This window comes from Rhizobium sp. CFBP 13644 (assembly GCF_014842165.1).
In the GTDB taxonomy this organism is placed as follows: domain Bacteria; phylum Pseudomonadota; class Alphaproteobacteria; order Rhizobiales; family Rhizobiaceae; genus Agrobacterium; species Agrobacterium tumefaciens_C.
The window spans coordinates 15,074-32,323 of sequence record NZ_JACYVF010000006.1 but is presented as its reverse complement, the minus strand read 5'-3'; the positions used below and the strand labels follow the sequence as shown (position 1 = coordinate 32,323).

13 protein-coding genes and 2 pseudogenes are annotated in these 17,250 nt (G+C 56.2%); 11 read left to right on the top strand and 4 right to left on the bottom strand.

Features of this window, described 5'->3' with window-relative positions:
• Positions 1–14: 14 nt before the first annotated feature.
• Entirely contained in the window at positions 15–710 is a 696-nt protein-coding gene (locus IFT53_RS15495; protein WP_192066260.1) for a Crp/Fnr family transcriptional regulator, read from the bottom strand.
• A gap of 43 nt (positions 711–753) precedes the next feature.
• Between IFT53_RS15495 and IFT53_RS15490 the strand changes: the two genes are divergently transcribed.
• The 3 genes from IFT53_RS15490 to treY all read left to right on the top strand — a co-directional run bounded on the left by IFT53_RS15490 (position 754) and on the right by treY (position 4,359).
• Positions 754–1,089 carry a DUF6894 family protein gene (locus IFT53_RS15490; RefSeq protein ID WP_244656356.1) on the top strand — a complete coding sequence of 112 codons (336 nt, stop codon included), beginning with the start codon at positions 754–756 and terminating at the stop codon, positions 1,087–1,089.
• A 196-nt stretch (positions 1,090–1,285) separates the two neighbouring features.
• Positions 1,286–1,795 carry an RNA polymerase sigma factor gene (locus IFT53_RS15485; protein WP_052496772.1) on the top strand — a complete coding sequence of 170 codons (510 nt, stop codon included), beginning with the start codon at positions 1,286–1,288 and terminating at the stop codon, positions 1,793–1,795.
• A gap of 71 nt (positions 1,796–1,866) precedes the next feature.
• Complete coding sequence (gene treY / locus IFT53_RS15480; protein WP_192066262.1) at positions 1,867–4,359, top strand: malto-oligosyltrehalose synthase; 2,493 nt, start codon at positions 1,867–1,869, stop codon at positions 4,357–4,359.
• A gap of 20 nt (positions 4,360–4,379) precedes the next feature.
• Here treY and IFT53_RS15475 read toward each other — a convergent pair whose 3' ends face one another.
• Positions 4,380–5,693, bottom strand: coding sequence for an MFS transporter (locus tag IFT53_RS15475; protein ID WP_192066264.1), 1,314 nt, complete (start codon positions 5,691–5,693; stop codon positions 4,380–4,382).
• Between the two features lie 455 nt (positions 5,694–6,148).
• Here IFT53_RS15475 and IFT53_RS15470 point away from each other — a divergent pair, with 455 nt between their 5' ends.
• The 6 genes from IFT53_RS15470 to IFT53_RS15445 all read left to right on the top strand — a co-directional run bounded on the left by IFT53_RS15470 (position 6,149) and on the right by IFT53_RS15445 (position 11,675).
• Positions 6,149–7,507, top strand: coding sequence for an NAD(P)H-dependent oxidoreductase (locus tag IFT53_RS15470; RefSeq protein ID WP_192066265.1), 1,359 nt, complete (start codon positions 6,149–6,151; stop codon positions 7,505–7,507).
• A 5-nt stretch (positions 7,508–7,512) separates the two neighbouring features.
• Positions 7,513–7,827: a putative quinol monooxygenase gene (locus tag IFT53_RS15465; RefSeq protein WP_192066267.1), complete on the top strand. Its 315-nt coding sequence runs from the start codon at positions 7,513–7,515 to the stop codon at positions 7,825–7,827.
• The gene (locus IFT53_RS15460) at positions 7,824–8,732 is read left to right on the top strand and encodes an NAD(P)-dependent oxidoreductase (protein ID WP_192066268.1); all 909 of its coding nucleotides are present in this window, start codon (positions 7,824–7,826) and stop codon (positions 8,730–8,732) included. The genes IFT53_RS15465 and IFT53_RS15460 overlap by 4 nt, the downstream gene beginning before the upstream one ends.
• A 36-nt stretch (positions 8,733–8,768) precedes the next feature.
• Positions 8,769–9,764, top strand: coding sequence for a DctP family TRAP transporter solute-binding subunit (locus IFT53_RS15455; protein WP_192066270.1), 996 nt, complete (start codon positions 8,769–8,771; stop codon positions 9,762–9,764).
• 75 nt (positions 9,765–9,839) lie between these two features.
• Positions 9,840–10,391 (top strand): TRAP transporter small permease, encoded by a 552-nt coding sequence (locus tag IFT53_RS15450; protein ID WP_192066272.1) that lies wholly within the window; start codon positions 9,840–9,842, stop codon positions 10,389–10,391.
• Positions 10,392–10,394: 3 nt separating this feature from the next.
• On the top strand, positions 10,395–11,675 hold the full coding sequence (locus IFT53_RS15445) for a TRAP transporter large permease (RefSeq protein ID WP_042616945.1): 1,281 nt from the start codon (positions 10,395–10,397) through the stop codon (positions 11,673–11,675).
• A 62-nt stretch (positions 11,676–11,737) separates the two neighbouring features.
• On the opposite strand, the gene IFT53_RS15440 is transcribed toward IFT53_RS15445, so the two are convergent.
• Positions 11,738–12,649 (bottom strand): LysR substrate-binding domain-containing protein, encoded by a 912-nt coding sequence (locus IFT53_RS15440; protein WP_192066273.1) that lies wholly within the window; start codon positions 12,647–12,649, stop codon positions 11,738–11,740.
• 1,276 nt (positions 12,650–13,925) lie between these two features.
• Between IFT53_RS15440 and IFT53_RS24150 the strand changes: the two are divergent.
• Both IFT53_RS24150 and IFT53_RS15435 read left to right on the top strand, forming a co-directional pair.
• A pseudogene (locus IFT53_RS24150) lies at positions 13,926–14,450 on the top strand (MCP four helix bundle domain-containing protein); the annotation flags it as partial.
• A 75-nt stretch (positions 14,451–14,525) separates the two neighbouring features.
• Positions 14,526–15,839: pseudogene (locus IFT53_RS15435) on the top strand (methyl-accepting chemotaxis protein); the annotation flags it as partial.
• A 146-nt stretch (positions 15,840–15,985) separates the two neighbouring features.
• Here the strand turns inward: IFT53_RS15435 and fdhA are convergent.
• Positions 15,986–17,176, bottom strand: coding sequence for a formaldehyde dehydrogenase, glutathione-independent (gene fdhA / locus IFT53_RS15430; RefSeq protein WP_192066277.1), 1,191 nt, complete (start codon positions 17,174–17,176; stop codon positions 15,986–15,988).
• Positions 17,177–17,250 lie beyond the last annotated feature (74 nt).

The window sequence follows — 17,250 nt, the reverse complement described above, 5'->3', positions numbered from 1 at the left end:
GCCAAGCACTTGCCTTACCCTTGCTGTTGCGTGATGAGGCGCCGGTGCTCGGCTTCCGGTATGCCGTAGGAATCGCCAGCGGTTTCCAGCAATATGTCGCGGTTCTTGACTGTGATCATGCCGCGCTCTGCCTTGATGGCGAGATTTCCCTCCAGCTTGTGAAGCGCATCGGTGACGCTGGGCCGCCTGACGCCCAGCATGATGGCGAGGAAGTCATGCTTCAGAGGTAGCTCATCACCCAACCGGTCCTGACACATGAGAAGCCAGCGGGCTAGCCGCTGTTCCACATCATACCGACCATCCGCCAGAGCTGTCGCCGCGATCTGGATCATGAAGACATGGGCGTATTTTTGCAGGTGCTCGCGAAGCGTCCGGCTGTCGTTCATCAGCGCGCGCAAGTCAGCCGAGGGGATGCGCAGGGCCTCGCCACCAACCTGCATGAAGGCCTTGTGCGGACTGGCCTCAACGCCCAGCAAAACTGGAACGCCGGAACAGCCCTCATGGCCGATGCAGCCGACTTCAATCGACTTCGAGGCAACCACAACCTCAGACGAGAGGCCGCTTTCGAAGAAATAGACATGGCTGATGGGCTCGTAGCTTTCAAACAGGGATTGTTCCTGGGCGAGCGTCACCTTTTCCAAGAGCGGCTGAATGAGCGCCATGTCTTCCCGATTGAGGGTTTTAAGAAGGCCGTTGTTGGTCCAGGTCAAAGCGATACCCTTTCAAATGGTCTGTAACATGTGAGGCCATCAAATGCCGGGCGGCAGGCCTGCGGTCTTTCTGGCCGTAAATTCTGTTGTGATGAAACTTTTGCAAGCGGCCTTGGTTCGGGAAGAACAGTGGAGAATTGTAATGAGATATTATTTTCACGTTCGCAGTCATGACGGGCTGGCACTCGACCCTGAAGGGGCTGAATTTGAGAGCCTGAACGCAGCATGTGATGAAGCCTTTCATTCCGCACGTGAAATCCTCGCCGATCGGTTGCTCCGCGGGGAGGTGATCGATGGAGAGATTTTCGAAATAACGATGGAAAACGGCGATATCGTCCGAACTGTTCCCTTCAGGGACAGCGTAAAGTTCGAACCCTGAAAACCGCGGTTCTTGAAGCACCGTATTTCCCGTGCGTCGGTCCTCTGCACTGTGCTGAACATTCGACCGATACGTGCCAGATGCCGAGAAAATCAAGCATATTAGCGCCAGCGTACGTTATCGTACCCAGAGCGCAGAAGCCGGAACGATGATGGTGGCAATGACTTGATCTCCCATGCACCAAGGGAGATCGAGAATGTCAGCAGAGCAGAATATTCAGCAGGAAGTCATTGCCCTTATTCCAGCCCTTCACAGGTTCGGATCGAGATTTCACCGCAGCCAGACCGACGTCGAGGATCTTGTGCAGGAAACGCTTTTGAAAGCGCTGCGCGCCTTGCCATCCTATACGCCAGGTACAAATCTGAAATCCTGGATGTTCACCATCATGCGCAACGCGCATCATACCGCCTATCAGAAAAACAAGCGTATCACAGTTGGTACGAACAATATGGAACACCTTATTCCGGCAGCGCCCTCGCCGCAGGAATGGGCCATTCGTAAGATCGAATATGACCGGGCGCTTGCGGCAATGCCGGAGATTTACCGCGATGTCTTCCATCTCGTCATCGAGGATGGCGAAGCCTATGATGCGGCGGCGGACAAATGCGCGATTTCCGTCGGCACAGTGAAAAGCCGGGTGAACAGAGCCAAGCATTTTCTCGCCAACCACATGGGCGACACGATGTCGACTGCTGCGGCCATTTGATATTTCCCGGCTGAAATGTGGAACAAGTCGTGGCCGGTGCAGTTCTCGCTCCTCTCCCACTGGAGCCTTGCATGACCGTCCCGACTTCCACCTACCGCATTCAATTCCGCAACGGCATGAGTTTTGATCGCGCAGCGACACTCGTGCCTTATCTCAAACAACTCGGCATCAGCCACCTCTATGCCTCACCCGTTTTTACGGCCACGGATGGCTCCACCCATGGATATGATGTTACCGATGCCAACGAGATCGACCCTGCCATTGGCGGTCGCGAAGGCTTCGACAGGCTGGTCCAGACGCTGAAATCAGCGGGTCTTGGCATGATCCTCGACATCGTGCCCAACCACATGGCGTCGTCTCTGGATAATCCATGGTGGAAAGATGTGATCGAACATGGCGAAGACAGCCGATATGCCCGACATTTCGATATCGATTGGTCACGACGCCTGACAATGCCGTTTCTGGGTGATGACTTTGACAAGGAACTGGAGGCGGGCAAGATCAGCGTCAAGACCGACCTTGAGACGGGCAAGCCCGCACTCTTTTACGAAGGTTCGTTCTATCCGTTGAACCCGGCCTCCTATGCCGGTCTGGACGGTAGCGTGCTCGAAACGATCAATACGGCTGCCATTGCTGAGCTGCATGAGCGCCAGCCCTACCGGCTCACATCCTGGCGCGATGCCAGCCGCGACCTGTCCTATAGACGGTTTTTCGAGGTCGCGGGGTTGGTCGGTGTGCTGGTGGAAGACGCTGACGTTTTCGATGATACCCATCGCCTGATTCTGGAGCTTGTGCGGGACGGCTCTGTGGATGGCTTGCGTGTGGACCATGTCGATGGTCTCGCCGACCCCAAAGCCTATCTGGAGCGTCTGCGCCGCGAGGCTGGTCCAGAGTGCCATATCACCGTTGAGAAGATACTGGGCCCAGAGGAACAACTGCCGAAGGACTGGCCTGTCTTTGGCACGACCGGCTACGAGTTCATCGCGGCGCTGAGCAATCTGTTCGTCGCGAACGATAAACTGGGCGAATTGCGCGCGGCCTATGAGGCATGTCTGGGCGAGTCCGTGGATATGCCCAAGCACTTGCGGGATGCCAAGCTTTTGATGGCGGACCGCAACTTTGCCGGCGAGTTCAACCGGCTGCTTGAGATGGCGCGTGATCTGCTTGGCGCTGAATCGCATGACAGACAGCCCGATGACGAGAAGCTTCGGTCGGCGTTGCGTGAATTGCTGGTCGCCTTCCCGGTCTACAGAACCTATGGCACGCCGGATGGATTTCCCAATGAGAGCAAAGCGGTTCTAAAAAATGTCGTTGAGACCATCAAAGCCAGTGCCCATGCGCCGGATGCCGACCTGCTTGCAAGTCTTCAGAGCCTGCTGAGCGAAGGCACGGGTGAGTTGGCGTGCGAATTCAGGACGCGCTTTCAGCAACTGACCGGCCCGCTGATGGCAAAGTCGGTGGAAGACACGCTGTTTTACCGGCAGAACATGGCGCTTGCGCTGAATGAAGTGGGCGCTGAGCCCCTGCAGCATGCATTTTCCGTCAATCAGTTTCATGACGCCATGGCTGAGCGGCTTCGGCAGCAGCCGGATGCCCTCTCGGCCACATCAACCCATGATACGAAACGCGGCGAAGACGCCCGTGCGCGGCTTTACGCCATCACGGAGCAGCCGGGCATATGGGTAAGCGCCGTGAAGCGCTGGCAGGCCACGAACGCGCATTTCGTTCAGACGCTGGACGATGGTCCAGCGCCCGAGCCTGCGGTGGAATGGCTGATCTATCAGGCACTGGCCGGTGTCTGGCCTGTCGAATTCGATTGGACGGATGAAAAAGCGCTAAAGGAATTGGAAGAACGCTTTCTTGCCTATCTTGAGAAGGCATTGCGTGAAGCCAAGCTGCGCACGGATTGGGGCGAGAACAACGAGACCTATGAAAGTGCCGTGGCGGGCTATGTGCGCGATCTTCTTGCGCCGCAAAACAGTGCGTTCCTCAGGGATTTCACTGAGACGCTAGAGCCTTTCGTCAAGGCCGGGCTTTCCAACAGTCTGGCGCAGACGCTGATAAAGTTGACGGCGCCCGGCGTGCCGGACATCTATCAGGGAAGTGAAGGTTTCGACCTCAGCCTTGTGGACCCTGACAACAGGCGTATGCCGGACTATGATACGTTTCAGAAGCGGTTGGACAGAGGTGAGCACAGTTCAAGCCTTGAACTGAAACAGCACCTCATCGCCACCGTCTTGCCCATGCGCCAGCAAATGCCGCAGCTGTTTGGCGCGGGGACCTATGTTCCATTGGTTGAACAAGGAGAGGGGGCTGGGCGTTTTGTTGCCTTTGCAAGGGTGAGCCCGGACGCGGCTCTCATCACCATTGCGCAACGCCTGACGATGCAGGCCGACGGCGATGGGAAGAGCTCCTATTCATCTGTCGAGATCGCGATTCCGCCCGAACTTGCCAACCACACCTATGTGGATGTGCTGACAAGGACGGAATGGCAACTCGGCGAGACAATCAACCCCGCACAGGTTGCTGGTGGCCTCGGCGTGGCGCTGCTCAGAAAGCGATAGGATATTGGCGACATCAGGCTCTATTCTAGGGCCTGATGTCTCGATTCTGCGTCAATCAGCCATACGCTGGCGGCGGCAAGAACCAGCAAGCCAGAGATAAGCCCAAGCGCCAGTCCAAAATTCGAGACCATCAGCGGCGCGACGATGAGCGGTCCCAGCAATCCACCAAAGCGCGCCACGGCCCCGGCTGTGCCCATGCCCGTCGCGCGAAGGGCTGTGGGATAAAGCTCGGGCGTGAATGCGTAAATCGCTCCCCAAGTGCCAAGCAGCGAAAAGCTGAGCAGCAGGCTGGCAGCGACGGCGATCTCAGCACTCTGGCCCAGTCCAAAGGCGAAGGTGCCGATGGCGCTGAGCAACAGGAAGCCGATCAGCGTGGGCTTGCGCCCCCATTTTTCCACGCCGTAAGCCGCAAGCGCGTAGCCGGGCAACTGGGCAATTGCCAGATACACCAGAAAGACCTGACCACGCACAAAGCCGAAGCCATCTGCGGCCAGTTTGACCGGCAGATAGACGAACACGCCGTAATAGGACACCGAGATCAGCAGCCATGCCAGCATGAGATAGAGCGTTCTGCGGCGCAGAGTGCTTGAAAACAGGTCGGTCAGCGCGGTGCGCTGTTGCGGCTGCGGGGCCAGAGGCGGAATTTCCTCCGTGTTGCCATTGGTGTTCGCCACCCTCTGCAACACTTTACGTGCTTCATCCGAGCGTCCCTTCTGATTGAGGTAGAAGGGCGATTCCGGCACATAAAGGCGAAGCAGAATGCCGATGAGTGCTGGAAGACCAGTTACGAAGAAGATCGTTCTCCAGGCCTCTCCCCCCTGCGTGCCCGCCACAAGCGCCAGAAGCGCCAGCGCAACGGTGCCAATGGCCCAGCATCCTTCCAGAAGAACCAGCCAGCGGCCGCGTCGGTCGGAGGGAAGAAACTCGGCCATCATCGCATAATCAACCGGCAACGTTCCACCGACACCGATACCGGTCAGAAAACGTGCGACGATCAACCATTGCAGATCAGGCGCGAAAGCCGAGGCTACACCACAAACCGCATCGAGAATGATGGCAATGAACAACACCGGCCGCCGACCGATCCGATCTGCCAACCGCCCGAACGCGAATGCGCCAACCAGCATGCCGAGAAAGAAAAACGTGCCCGTCTGCAACGCTTGCGGCACGGTGACGCCGAAGCTTTTGGCAATGGACGGCGCGCTGAAGCCGATTGCCAGAACCTGCATGGCATCCGCTGCCCAGACCAGCCCAAAAATCGCAAAAAGCCGCTTTTGAAACGCGCCGACACCGGCAATTCTGAGGCCATCCTCAACCGTAACAGACGATACCATAACACCCCCAAATGTTTGTGCAGCCCGCACAGGGTCAAGAGGCATATCGCTGCTGCCTTTCAACACGTGCAAGGGTTCTTACATGCCCCGGGCCGAATTCAAAGATGGCAGCGGCAAATAATACGCAGCGGTGTGGCCAGACGGTTCAGAAGCGAGTGGGCGTGCAGGCCTTCAGCTCAAAAATTGCGGTTCAAGTGCTGGTCAATGGATTAGAAAATCTAATATGTTTTTACGACTTTCTAAATTGAGCTAATTTCTCCCTTAACATAGGTTTAATACAAGTTGCTTGGGAGGCAGCTGGGAGTGGCGGTTCTGCCGGTGCTTCTTGGAGGAGATTGAAACAGCATTGACGCCACCTTGGACCAGCGAAGCGCGAGCTTTGCTTTGGTGAACTCGTGCAGCTTTGCCAAGCAAAGCACTCCTCACATTCATTCCCTAGTTGAGGACTTTGTTTAATGAACCTGTATTCTCTTCTTTCGTTGCGGGCCGCGGGCGGCAAGCCGGTCAGGGTTGGACTGATCGGTGCCGGCAAGTTCGGCTCCATGGTCCTTGCTCAGGCGCAACGGATCGACGGCTTCCATATGGTTGCCGTTGCTGATCTCGATGTCGGCAAAGCAAAAGAATCCATGAACCGGGTGGGCTGGCCAAAGGAGCGGTATTCCGCCACGAGCGCCGCAGATGCCATCAAGAACGGCACGACTTTCGTCACTGACGATGTCAAGGCGCTGTTTGAATGCGGCGAGATTGAATGCATTATCGAGGCGACCGGTCACCCGATTGCAGGCACGCGCCATGCACTTGGCGCCATCGAACACAACAAGCATGTGGTCATGGTCAATGTGGAAGCTGACGTGATGGTGGGGCCCATCCTCGCGGAAAAGGCTCGTGCCAAGGGCCTGATTTACTCCATGGCTTATGGTGACCAGCCAGCCCTCATTTGTGAACTCGTCGATTGGGCCAGAGCAACAGGCTTTGAAATCACATCAGCGGGCAAAGGCATGAATTTTGAGCCGCGCTACCGCTATTCGACCCCCGATACGGTTTGGGGTCTGTTCGGATGGACCGAGGAGCAGGTGGCTGCGGACAATCTCAATCCGAAGCTTTACAACTCCTTCACCGATGGCACCAAGGCTGCGATCGAGATGGCGGCGGTTGCCAACGGGACTGGTCTTGATTGCCCGGATGACGGTCTGGCTTTCCCGCCCGCAGGCCTGCATGATCTGGCTCGTGTGTTCCGACCGGTTGCCGACGGCGGCCGCATGGCACGCTCGGGTCTGGTCGATATCGCGGCCAGTCAGGAGCCCGATGGCCGCGAGGTCTTCAACAACATCCGTTACGGTGTTTTCGTTACATTCAAGGCGCATAATGAGTATGCACGTGCCTGCTTCAAGCAATACGGCCTTCTGACCGATCCATCCGGCTGGTACGCTTCCATGTGGCGTCCGTTTCACATCATCGGCCTTGAAACATCCATCAGCGTTCTGTCTGCCGTTCTGCGCAAAGAGCCGACCGGATGCTCGAAGGAGTTTCGCGGAGATGCGGTTGCAACCGCGAAGAAGGACATGCAGCCGGGCGAGATGCTGGACGGTGAGGGCGGTTACGCCGTTTGGGCCAATGCCATTCCGGCCAGCCGCAGTCTGGATCTCAAGGCGCTTCCGATCGGGCTTGCGCATAATGTCAAACTCAAGCGTGCGATCAAGAAGGATCAGATCGTGTCCTTCGATGACGTGGAACTTGTGAATGACCTTGATGTGGTTGCGCTTCGCCAGGAGATGGAAAATCGCTTCCGTCCTGCCAAAATAGCGGCGGAGTGAGCCACATGACAACGCTAGACAACAAGGCCTTCGTGGTCATTGCAGAGTTCCAGATAAAGCCGGGTTGCCTGGCCGCTTTTCTGGAAGCAGCAAAGGATGATGCCGAGCATTCTGTGGCAGATGAGCCGGGCTGCCACCAGTTCGATGTGATCTGCCCGCAAGGCTCTGATGACGTCGTTGTCTTCTACGAAGTCTATGACAGCCGGGAAGCATTCGACGCGCATCTGGAAACGCCGCATCTCGGCCGGTTTCGAGACGCCTTCCCGTCATTGATCGTGGAAGAGCGGCCCGTCCGCTTCTCAACACGGCAATACCCATGAGCGAAATGGACGGGCAAAGGCGTGACACGACCATTGCCGTCCTCGGCACCGGCATCATGGGCGCACCCATGGCCGGTCGCCTGGCGCAGGCAGGTTACACGGTCAAGGCGTGGAACAGGACGTTGGAAAAGGCAGCGGCGCTGCATTGCAGGGGCGTAGCCACTGTCGCCACTGCGGCAGAGGCCGCGTCCATGGCCACGGTGGTTATCTGCATGCTGAGTTCGGGGCCGGTTTGCGAAGCGGTTCTGCTTGGCGAGGGCGGCGTCGTAGAGGCGATGGCGGCGGGATCGGTGCTCGTGGTGATGAGTTCCATTCCGGTGGAAACAGCCGTTACCATCGCTGAGGCTGCTAGAGCGCGCGGCGTCTTCTGCGTCGATGCGCCCGTTTCGGGCGGGGAGAAGGGGGCCGTTGAAGGCACCCTGGCCATTATGGCCGGTGGCGAAGGGGCTGTTGTGGACGGTCTTCGACCGGTCTTTTCCCACCTTGGACGTGTCACACATGTCGGCCCTTTGGGCAGCGGAGCGCTGACGAAACTCGCAAACCAACTGATCGTGGCGTCAACGATCTGTGCTGTCGCCGAGGCACTAACGCTTGCTAAAAGCGGCGGTGCGGACCCGGCCAAGGTCCGCGAAGCATTGCTTGGAGGCTTCGCTGACTCCACCGTGTTCCGCCAGCATGGTCTGCGCATGGTTGGAGGGAATTTTGTGCCGGGTGGACCGGCTAAATATCAGGTGAAAGATACATCCACGGCTCTGGCATTTGCGCGAAGCCGTGGCTTGACACTACCGGTCGGCGAGGAGGTCGACCGACTTTTCCAGGCTATGGTCGACAATGGCGATGGCGAACTGGATCACAGCGGAATTATCCGCGAAATACAGCGTATGAATTCACAGTCAAACTGTTGAATGCGTGCGATATGACCACCAACGGGAGGAATGACAATGAAATATAACGGGATTCGTAGCTTGATCGCTGCGGCGGCGCTTATGTCCGTTTCTATCGCACATGCGGAAACGCTGACACTCTCCACGCCAGACGCAGACACATCAGAAATTACAGTTGCCGCGAAGAAATTCGCAGAAATTGTTTCTGCTAAGACGAAGGGTGAATTGACCATCAAGGTCTTCCCAAACGGTACGCTCTACGGCGGTGACCCATCGGCTGGCGTGAAGCAGCTGGCTGGCGGTTCGCTTGACCTGTTGCTGAACTCGACATCGCTTTACGCAACCTTCAACCCGAAATTCACGGCAATTGCCATTCCCTATCAGTTCCGCGATATCAAACAGCTGCGCAGCTATCTCGACAGCGATCTTGGCCAGGAGCTGCAATCCGATCTGAACAAGATCGGCATCAAAGGTCTCGATCTCTGGTCAAGGCCGCTCCGCCAGATCACAAATTCCAAGGTTGCCATCACGTCCCCCGCTGACATGAAGGGCATGAAGCTGCGCGTTCCGAACAATCCATTGTGGGTCGAGTTTTTCGGCGCTATGGGGGCGGCACCGACGCCTATGGCCTTCGCAGAAGTTTACAACGCATTGCAGTTGCGCGTCGTTGACGGTCAGGAAAATCCGATCAACGTCCCGGTCAGCGCAAAGCTTTACGAAGTCCAGAAATACGTGACCATCAGCAACCACATTGCGGATGCCTGGGTGCTTGGCATGAACCCTGCACGCTACGATGGCTTGAGCGACGCTTTCAAGGCCGCATTAAATGATGCCGCCAAAGAAACAGAAGCGTGGAAAGCTGAAAACGATAATGGCGACATTGCAAAATCCATCGCGACCTTGAAGGCGAATGGTATGGAGGTCAACGAGTTGACTGACGAGCAGCGCAAGGCCTTTGTCGATGTCGCGTCAGGTCTTTCCGACAAATTCTCAGCCCTGGTCAAGGATCAGTCCTTCTTCGATCGCACGCGTACTTTCATCAAGACGAATTGATGCTTTTCCGACACGTTGTGCTCAGTGCAACGTGTCGGTTCCCATCTTTTCATCATTCCTTGAAAGGGCATTTATATGCGTAGTTCCGTGAGTTCGCTGCTGGGTACCGTGGTCAAAATCATTGCGGATGTTGCAGCTGGTGTCGCCTGTGGCGGCGTGTTGATCGTCGTGTTGTTGCAGGTCATCGGCCGGTTGTCGGGCCATCCCCTTCCCTGGACCGAGGAGGCCACTCGCTTTCTTTTCATCTGGATGGTTTTTCTTGGCCTTGCAGCCGGTTTTCGAACCGTGGAAAGCGCCCGTGTCGTCATCTTTCTCGTAATGGGTCGGCGCCTGTTCCAGCATCTGGCCGTTCCGATTTATGTCGGTTCGTCCGTGTTTTTCTTCGGTCTGATGGGTTGGACCGGGTTCACGCTCATGCGCCAGCAAGTCATGATGAATGAAACGGCTGCGACGCTGCCTATACCGATGTGGCTTATTGGCATGGTGATGCCGGTGTCGGCGGTCATCGCAATCCTGGCGATCATCGATTCTCTGCAAAGCCGTCGCGACTTGATCGCACTTCCAGAACTCGGACTTCCGGCGGGCGAAATTGCCCACGCCGATGTGTCCATCACGTCAGGACATTAGACCATGTCGGTGTTTCTTCTCGTTTCCTTTTTCGGGCTGAGCATGCTCGGCATTCCGCTGGCCGTCGCTCTGGCTCTTGCCAGTGTCGCGACTTTGTCCATCTACACTTCAATGCCGCTCGATCTCCTGTCGCAGACGATGTTCTCGTCGATGAATTCGTTTTTGCTCGTTGCAGTGCCGCTTTTCATTCTCGTCGGTACGGTGATGGAGCGTGGGCGTGTCGCAGAACGCATCTTTGACTTTGCGGAGGCAATGGTGGGTTGGTTGCCGGGCGGCCTGGGTCACGTCAACGTCATCTCGTCGGTCATCTTTTCCGGCGTTTCCGGCTCATCGGTTGCCGATATTGCCTCCGTTGGCGCCATCGAAATCAAGGCCATGGAGCGCCACGGCTTTCCCAAAGGTTATGCCGTTGGCATGACGCTTTGCACGGCAACTCTGTCGTCGATCATTCCACCATCAATCCTCGTGGTGATTGCAGGCTCGATTGCGAATGTTTCGATTGGAACGCTGCTGGTTGCAGGTCTGGTGCCGGGTCTGTTTATCGCCTTTGCCTTCATGGTCTACAACCACATCTATTCGGTCTATTACGGCTATAATCCGCCTTCACCTTTCAACATGCGCGTCGTTATCGTGACGGGTCTTCGCGCCATTCTGCCGATGCTGACACCGCTCATCCTGATCATCGGCATCGCCAGCGGCCTGTTCACGCCAACGGAAGCCGCTGCAATTGCCGTGGTCTATGTCGGCATCCTCGGCGTTCTTGTTTATCGGACGCTGCCGATCAAAGAATTGCCGGAGATTTTGATCTCAACCGCGCGTATTTCCGGGACGATCCTTTTCATCGCTGCGACGTCGCAGATCGCAGCCTGGGTTTTCACCTATGACGGTTTGCCGGAAAAGGTTGCCGAGCTGCTGAAAGGCATGAACCTGGGTCCCATGACGGGCATGCTCGTTATCTTTGTCTTCCTGCTGATCATTGGCATCTTCATGGAAGCCATCCCGGCCATGTTCATTCTCATTCCGGTGTTGATGCCTCCCGTGGAGGCGCTCGGTATCGATCCCATGCATTTCCTGATCGTTACGGTTATGACGCTAACGCTCGGGCTTGTAACGCCACCCGTCGGTGTTTGCCTGTTTGCGGCGGCTCAGGTGGCGAATATGAGTGTAGAGGATGTCATACGTGGATCGCTTGGGCCCATGGCGGTACTGACGCTGGCTATATTTGCCCTCGTGCTGTTTCCAGTCTTGACCTTGGGGCCGATCCGCCTGCTGGGCATGTACTGAGGCGGTTACACTTCGCATCTCAGGATCGTCCGGGGCGGACGATCCTCAAGCGCAACGGCCAGCTACGCTGGCAGGGCGCCCAGCGGGTAGATCCCTTGCCAGGTCTCTCGCTCAAGCCGCAACCAGTCGAGAAAGATGCGTACCTTTTTCTGCCGAAGGTGGTCTCGCGGGCAAACAATCCACTGTGTCGTGATCCTGACAGTGGGTGGCGAAGCGACCGGGCAGACCAGCCGCCCACTTTCAATCTCATCGCCCATCATGAGGGTGCTCTCCAGAGCAATACCCATTCCCCGCACTGCGGCATCAATGGCCATATGGCTTCTGTCGAAAAGAATACGGGGCCATCGTTCCTTTGGAGAGACCTGGGCCAAAGGGAACCAGCTGTTCCATTGGGCTTGCGATTTTACCGAATGGATAAGGCGGTGTTCGAGTAGGTCCTGCGCGCTCAAGCTGCCAGCTTCCGCGTAATCCGGAGAGCAAACCGGATAAAACTGCTCTTCCGCTATGCCCTCCACGAAAAGGCCCGGCCAACGCCCATCACCATGCCGGATTTCGATGTCGACTGCTTCCTGATTGAAATCCGTTGGCTCATTGGTGCCATCAAGGCGCAGTTCGAGGTCGGGATGCGTATCAAGCAAAGTGCCGAGCCGTGGCAGCAACCATTTGTTGGAGAGAGTGGGTGTGGCCCGCACGGTCAGTGTCGTGACTGACCTGAAGCCCCTGATAGTCCCTGTGGCCTCTTCGATACGTTCGATCTGATCGGCAATCATCGAAAAATATCGTTCGCCCGCCTCTGTCAACATGATGCCGCGACCAGCCTTTGCAAGCAGCGTTACCCCAAGCTGGCCTTCAAGCACCTGAATCTGCTGGCTGACAGCCGACGAAGTAACACTCAGTTCTTCCGCAGCGCGTGAAATGCTTCCAGCTCTTGCCGCAGCATGAAAAACCAGAATCGATTTAATGGGAAGTTGCATGCTTTCTCGAACTCTCTCGGTCGCCTTATCTGCGGCAAGGTTTTGCGGGGTGACCTCACCTTACTGCATCGTCCTAGCTGTTGAAGCTTTCATCAAGGCAAAAACGCAATGCAGCGATGCAAGCTTTCGACTGCAACTTTCCGCCTGCCTGATTTATCAATAGGCTCAGAAAGCAAACCGGAAAGCAATCAAATGAACCGCAATTCAAACCACGCACGTAGCTCTTTTGGAAAGAAGATCTGGGACGCGCTCGTTTGCGCCCGCACGCGTGAAGCAGAGCGCATGCTGTCTCAGGTTGCGAGAAATAAACAACTCTGAGAGGCAAAAGACATCATGCCATTTACGTCATATTTCGGCGTAAATGGCGGTCATCCAGTCAGTTTCAAAACTCTATTTTTTTAGACAGAAATCTGTCGGTCAACATGTCCAACCGAGTTGTAAAGCCTGTTCAGGTCGGCCAATTACCAGCTGATCGAAAACCCAGTGGATAGCGATCAGACTCCATCCAGCCTTCGTCTTGGACCTATTCTTTCCAGCAGGAATAACAACCGCAACGGCCTGATTTATTGGCCGGATGCGCCAGCGGCGCAAGTGCGTCAATTGATGCGAAAACAGGATGGCAAGCTCGCCTAGCCTGCCAAAAACAGGCCACACTGTCGGCTCGTGTCGAGAATTATCATATCGATTGGATCGTCATTTCCGCATGTTGGCGCAGTGCTTCGGTGCCAATGGGCGAAGTTTCGCATTTGCTTTTTAAACTCCTGTTAACTGTAACTACTTTAGTCCTCTACGTGGAAAGTCACTTCGTAAATTCAATGGTTTGTGAAGTTACTACACCCCGCTGATCACATGATGAGAGCAGCAGTTCCCCTCCCAAAATAGTTCTTCAATCTGGTTGACTGCTGGAGCGTTTACGCAACTGCCAGCCTGCCCCCTTGTGGAAAATTGCAAATCGATTTCATCGATGCGCGTGTGTGCTTGCCGCTTTGGGAGTGGCGGTCTGCGTACACGGCGTTGAGATGGGAATACTATGTCCAACAGGAAGGCGCGGTGCGCCCCGTCCTCATGGGAGCTTTCAAAAAGATCAGGTGCCGCAGTCGAATCTCAAATGAACATCTACCTCTGAACGCGTCGACTTATTCGATGTTCAATAGATTTCTTAGGAGAATGGAGTGTCGAACCCTGTTTGAGCCATTTACCAGTTCGACCCATAGCCAGACACACACGTGAACGGCACTTCTCGTAATAAATATCGACCTCTCTAAGGAAGTCTAAAATGCGATTTACGATTAAAATGAAACTAGCGGTTTCATTCGGATTTTTGATCTTTATGCTCGCCGGAATAGCTGCATACGGCACCTACAGCCTTGGCGTTGCCAAGGACGCAATGGATGATGTGGTGGACGGCACGGTCGTGCGTCTGGACAAGACACACCAGATCAATGCCCTGTCGATTTCCACGGTACGCGCTCAGAAAAATATCATTCTGGCAGCGACACCGGAGGAAGTGCAAAAACACATCGCCACAAGCGACGAATTACGGTTCGAAATGGACAAGATGATCAACGACATGGCAGCCACAGCCAGCACTGAGACGCGCAGTTACTGGGCTGAGCTATTGGCGGTTACCCAGGCGTTTGAAGCCAGTGACAACCGCGTTCGGGAATACGTCCGTCAAGGCAACACATCTGCCGCATCCGCCTACTCGTCGGAAGAAGGCCGCACCGCTGCAAATGCGCTGACGCAGAAGCTCGAGCAGGGCGTCACCATGAACCGCACACGTCTTGAGAATGCCAAAGCGTCTCAGAATGCTGACTATCTGCAAACCCGCATGTTGCTGATTATCATTTCGTTGGCAGCTGTCGTCATTGCAGTCGGCACGGCTCTCTGGATCGCGCTTGGTATCAGCAGCGGTCTGCGCAAGATCATGGTCGTTGCCGAAGCTATTTCTCTCGGAGACCTCAACCAGGACGTCGATATCAAGACGAATGACGAAATCAAGGATCTGGTCAACCGCATCAACATCATGACTGGAAATCTGCGCGCAACCGCCGAGGTTGCCAGCACGATCGCCGAGGGCGACCTGTCTAAGGACGTCAAGCCACTCTCTGATAAGGATCTGCTCGGTCAGGCGATGCTTCGCATGGTTGGAAATCTGCGCGAGACATCCAAGGTTGCGGACCTGATTTCCAACGGTGATCTGACGGTTACCCCCAGACCTCTTTCGGAAAATGACACACTGGGCCTCGCTCTCCAGAAAATGGTGGAACGCCTTCGCGGTGTTGTCACTGACGCGCTTGCCGCAGCCGGCAATGTGTCATCCGGCAGCCAGGAGCTGTCTTCCAGCTCCGAACAGCTTTCGCAGGGCGCAACAGAACAGGCGTCTTCTGCCGAAGAAGCATCTGCTTCGATGGAACAGATGGCCGCCAACATCAAGCAGAACGCCGACAACGCCGCCCAGACCGAAAAGATTGCCCGCCAGTCTTCCAAGGATGCGGAAGTGAGCGGCGAGGCCGTGGGCCGTGCGGTAACCGCCATGCGCACCATCGCCCAAAAGATATCCATCGTGCAGGAAATTGCGCGCCAGACCGACCTTCTTGCTCTCAATGCTGCTGTGGAAGCCGCACGCGCCGGTGAACATGGCAAGGGCTTTGCGGTCGTTGCATCTGAAGTGCGCAAGCTGGCAGAACGCAGTCAGGCAGCGGCAGCCGAAATTTCTGAGCTGTCGGGCGAAACCGTTCAGGTTGCGACCGAAGCCGGTGACATGCTGAACCGCCTCGTTCCCGACATTCGCAGGACTGCGGAACTGGTGGCCGAGATTTCAGCTGCATGCCGCGAACAGGACATTGGTGCAAGCCAGATCAACGAGGCCATTCAGCAGCTTGATAAGGTCACGCAGCAGAACTCAGGTGCGTCCGAAGAGATGTCGGCAACATCAGAAGAACTGGCCGCACAGGCTGAAGAACTTCAGGCGAGCATTTCCTTCTTCAAGGTCGATCGCACTGGTTCCGCACAGCCATCCCGGTCAAATCTACAGCCACGGAGCACAGCGAAACCAGCCGTATCCCCACGCCCTTCTGCCAAGGATCACTCTCTGCAGTCACAGCAGGCGCGTGCGAAAGGCTTCGCGCTGGATATGTCGATGGGTGGACCAGACGCATATGATGAGGAGTTCCGTCACTCGGCTTGACCAGCGTCGTCAGACAGGATGCGAAAGTGGGTTCTCCTCTTTCGCATCCTCTGGATTGCCGGGAATGGCAATTCGGCCGAAAATACTGCACTTGCCCTGCCGCGTGGGAGGGCAATTGTAACCATTTTGAGTACCGCTCGAGCAGATCAGGCGGCCTTTGTCAGGTCTCCATGTGGGTCCAGCACGTATTTCACCGCTGCCCCCTGATCAAAGCTTTCATAGCCCTGTGCGGCGTCCTCAAGCGAAATGATCTTTGCATTAACGATGTCTGCAATCGGCAGCCGGTCGTGAAGGATCGCTTGCATGAGCTGGCGATTGTATTTCAGCACGGGCGTCTGGCCGGTGTGGAAGGACTGCGCCTTCGCCCAGCCAAGACCCAGGCGAAGGGACAGGCTGCCGATTTTGGCTGCTTCATCAACCGCGCCGGGGTCATCCGTGACGTAGAGACCTGGAATGCCGATCGAGCCTGCTGCGCGGGTGATTTCCATCATCTGGTTCAAAACGATCGCCGGCTGCTCGCCGCCGGAATGTCCGCGAGCTTCGAACCCAACGGCATCGATAGCGCTATCAACCTCGTCGCTCCCGGTGACCTCAGCAATCATTTCCCCGAGTCGGTCGCTCTTCGACAAATCGATCGGCTCAAATCCGACCTTGGCGGCATGGGCAAGGCGATCCTTGTTGAAATCCCCGATCATGACGACAGCGGCACCCAGAATGCGCGCTGATGCGGCGGCTGCAAGACCGACTGGACCGGCCCCTGCAACATAGACCGTCGATCCGACACCGACACCAGCCTTAACCGCACCGTGAAAACCCGTAGGCAGGATGTCGGAGAGCATCGTCAGATCGCGGATTTTCGACAGAGCCCTGTCGCGATCCGGGAATTTCAACAGATTGAAATCGGCGTAGGGCACGGTCACGTAGCGGGCTTGGCCACCGATCCAGCCGCCCATATCGACATAACCATAGGCTCCGCCTGCGCGTGACGGATTGACGGTGAGGCACACGCCAGTATCCTGTGACTTGCAGCAGCGGCACCGACCACAGGCGACGTTGAACGGCACGGAAACGATATCGCCAACTTCCAGCATCTCGACGTCGATGCCTTTTTCGATGACCTCACCGGTAATCTCATGGCCCAGCACAAGACCCGGCAAGGCCGTCGTGCGACCTCGCACCATGTGCTGATCGGACCCGCAAATATTGGTGGAAATGACCTTGAGGATCACACCATGCTCTATCCGACGGCCGTCCGGCGCCTCAAGCCTGGGGTCATCGATATCTCTCACCTCGACCTTGCCCGGCCGCAAATACACTACACCTCTGTTCCTGCTCATTCCTAACTCTCCTCCGAGTTCAGATACGACGTTTCAAATGCTCGCCTGCTCAGCCAAACCTCTTTCTCCTCAAA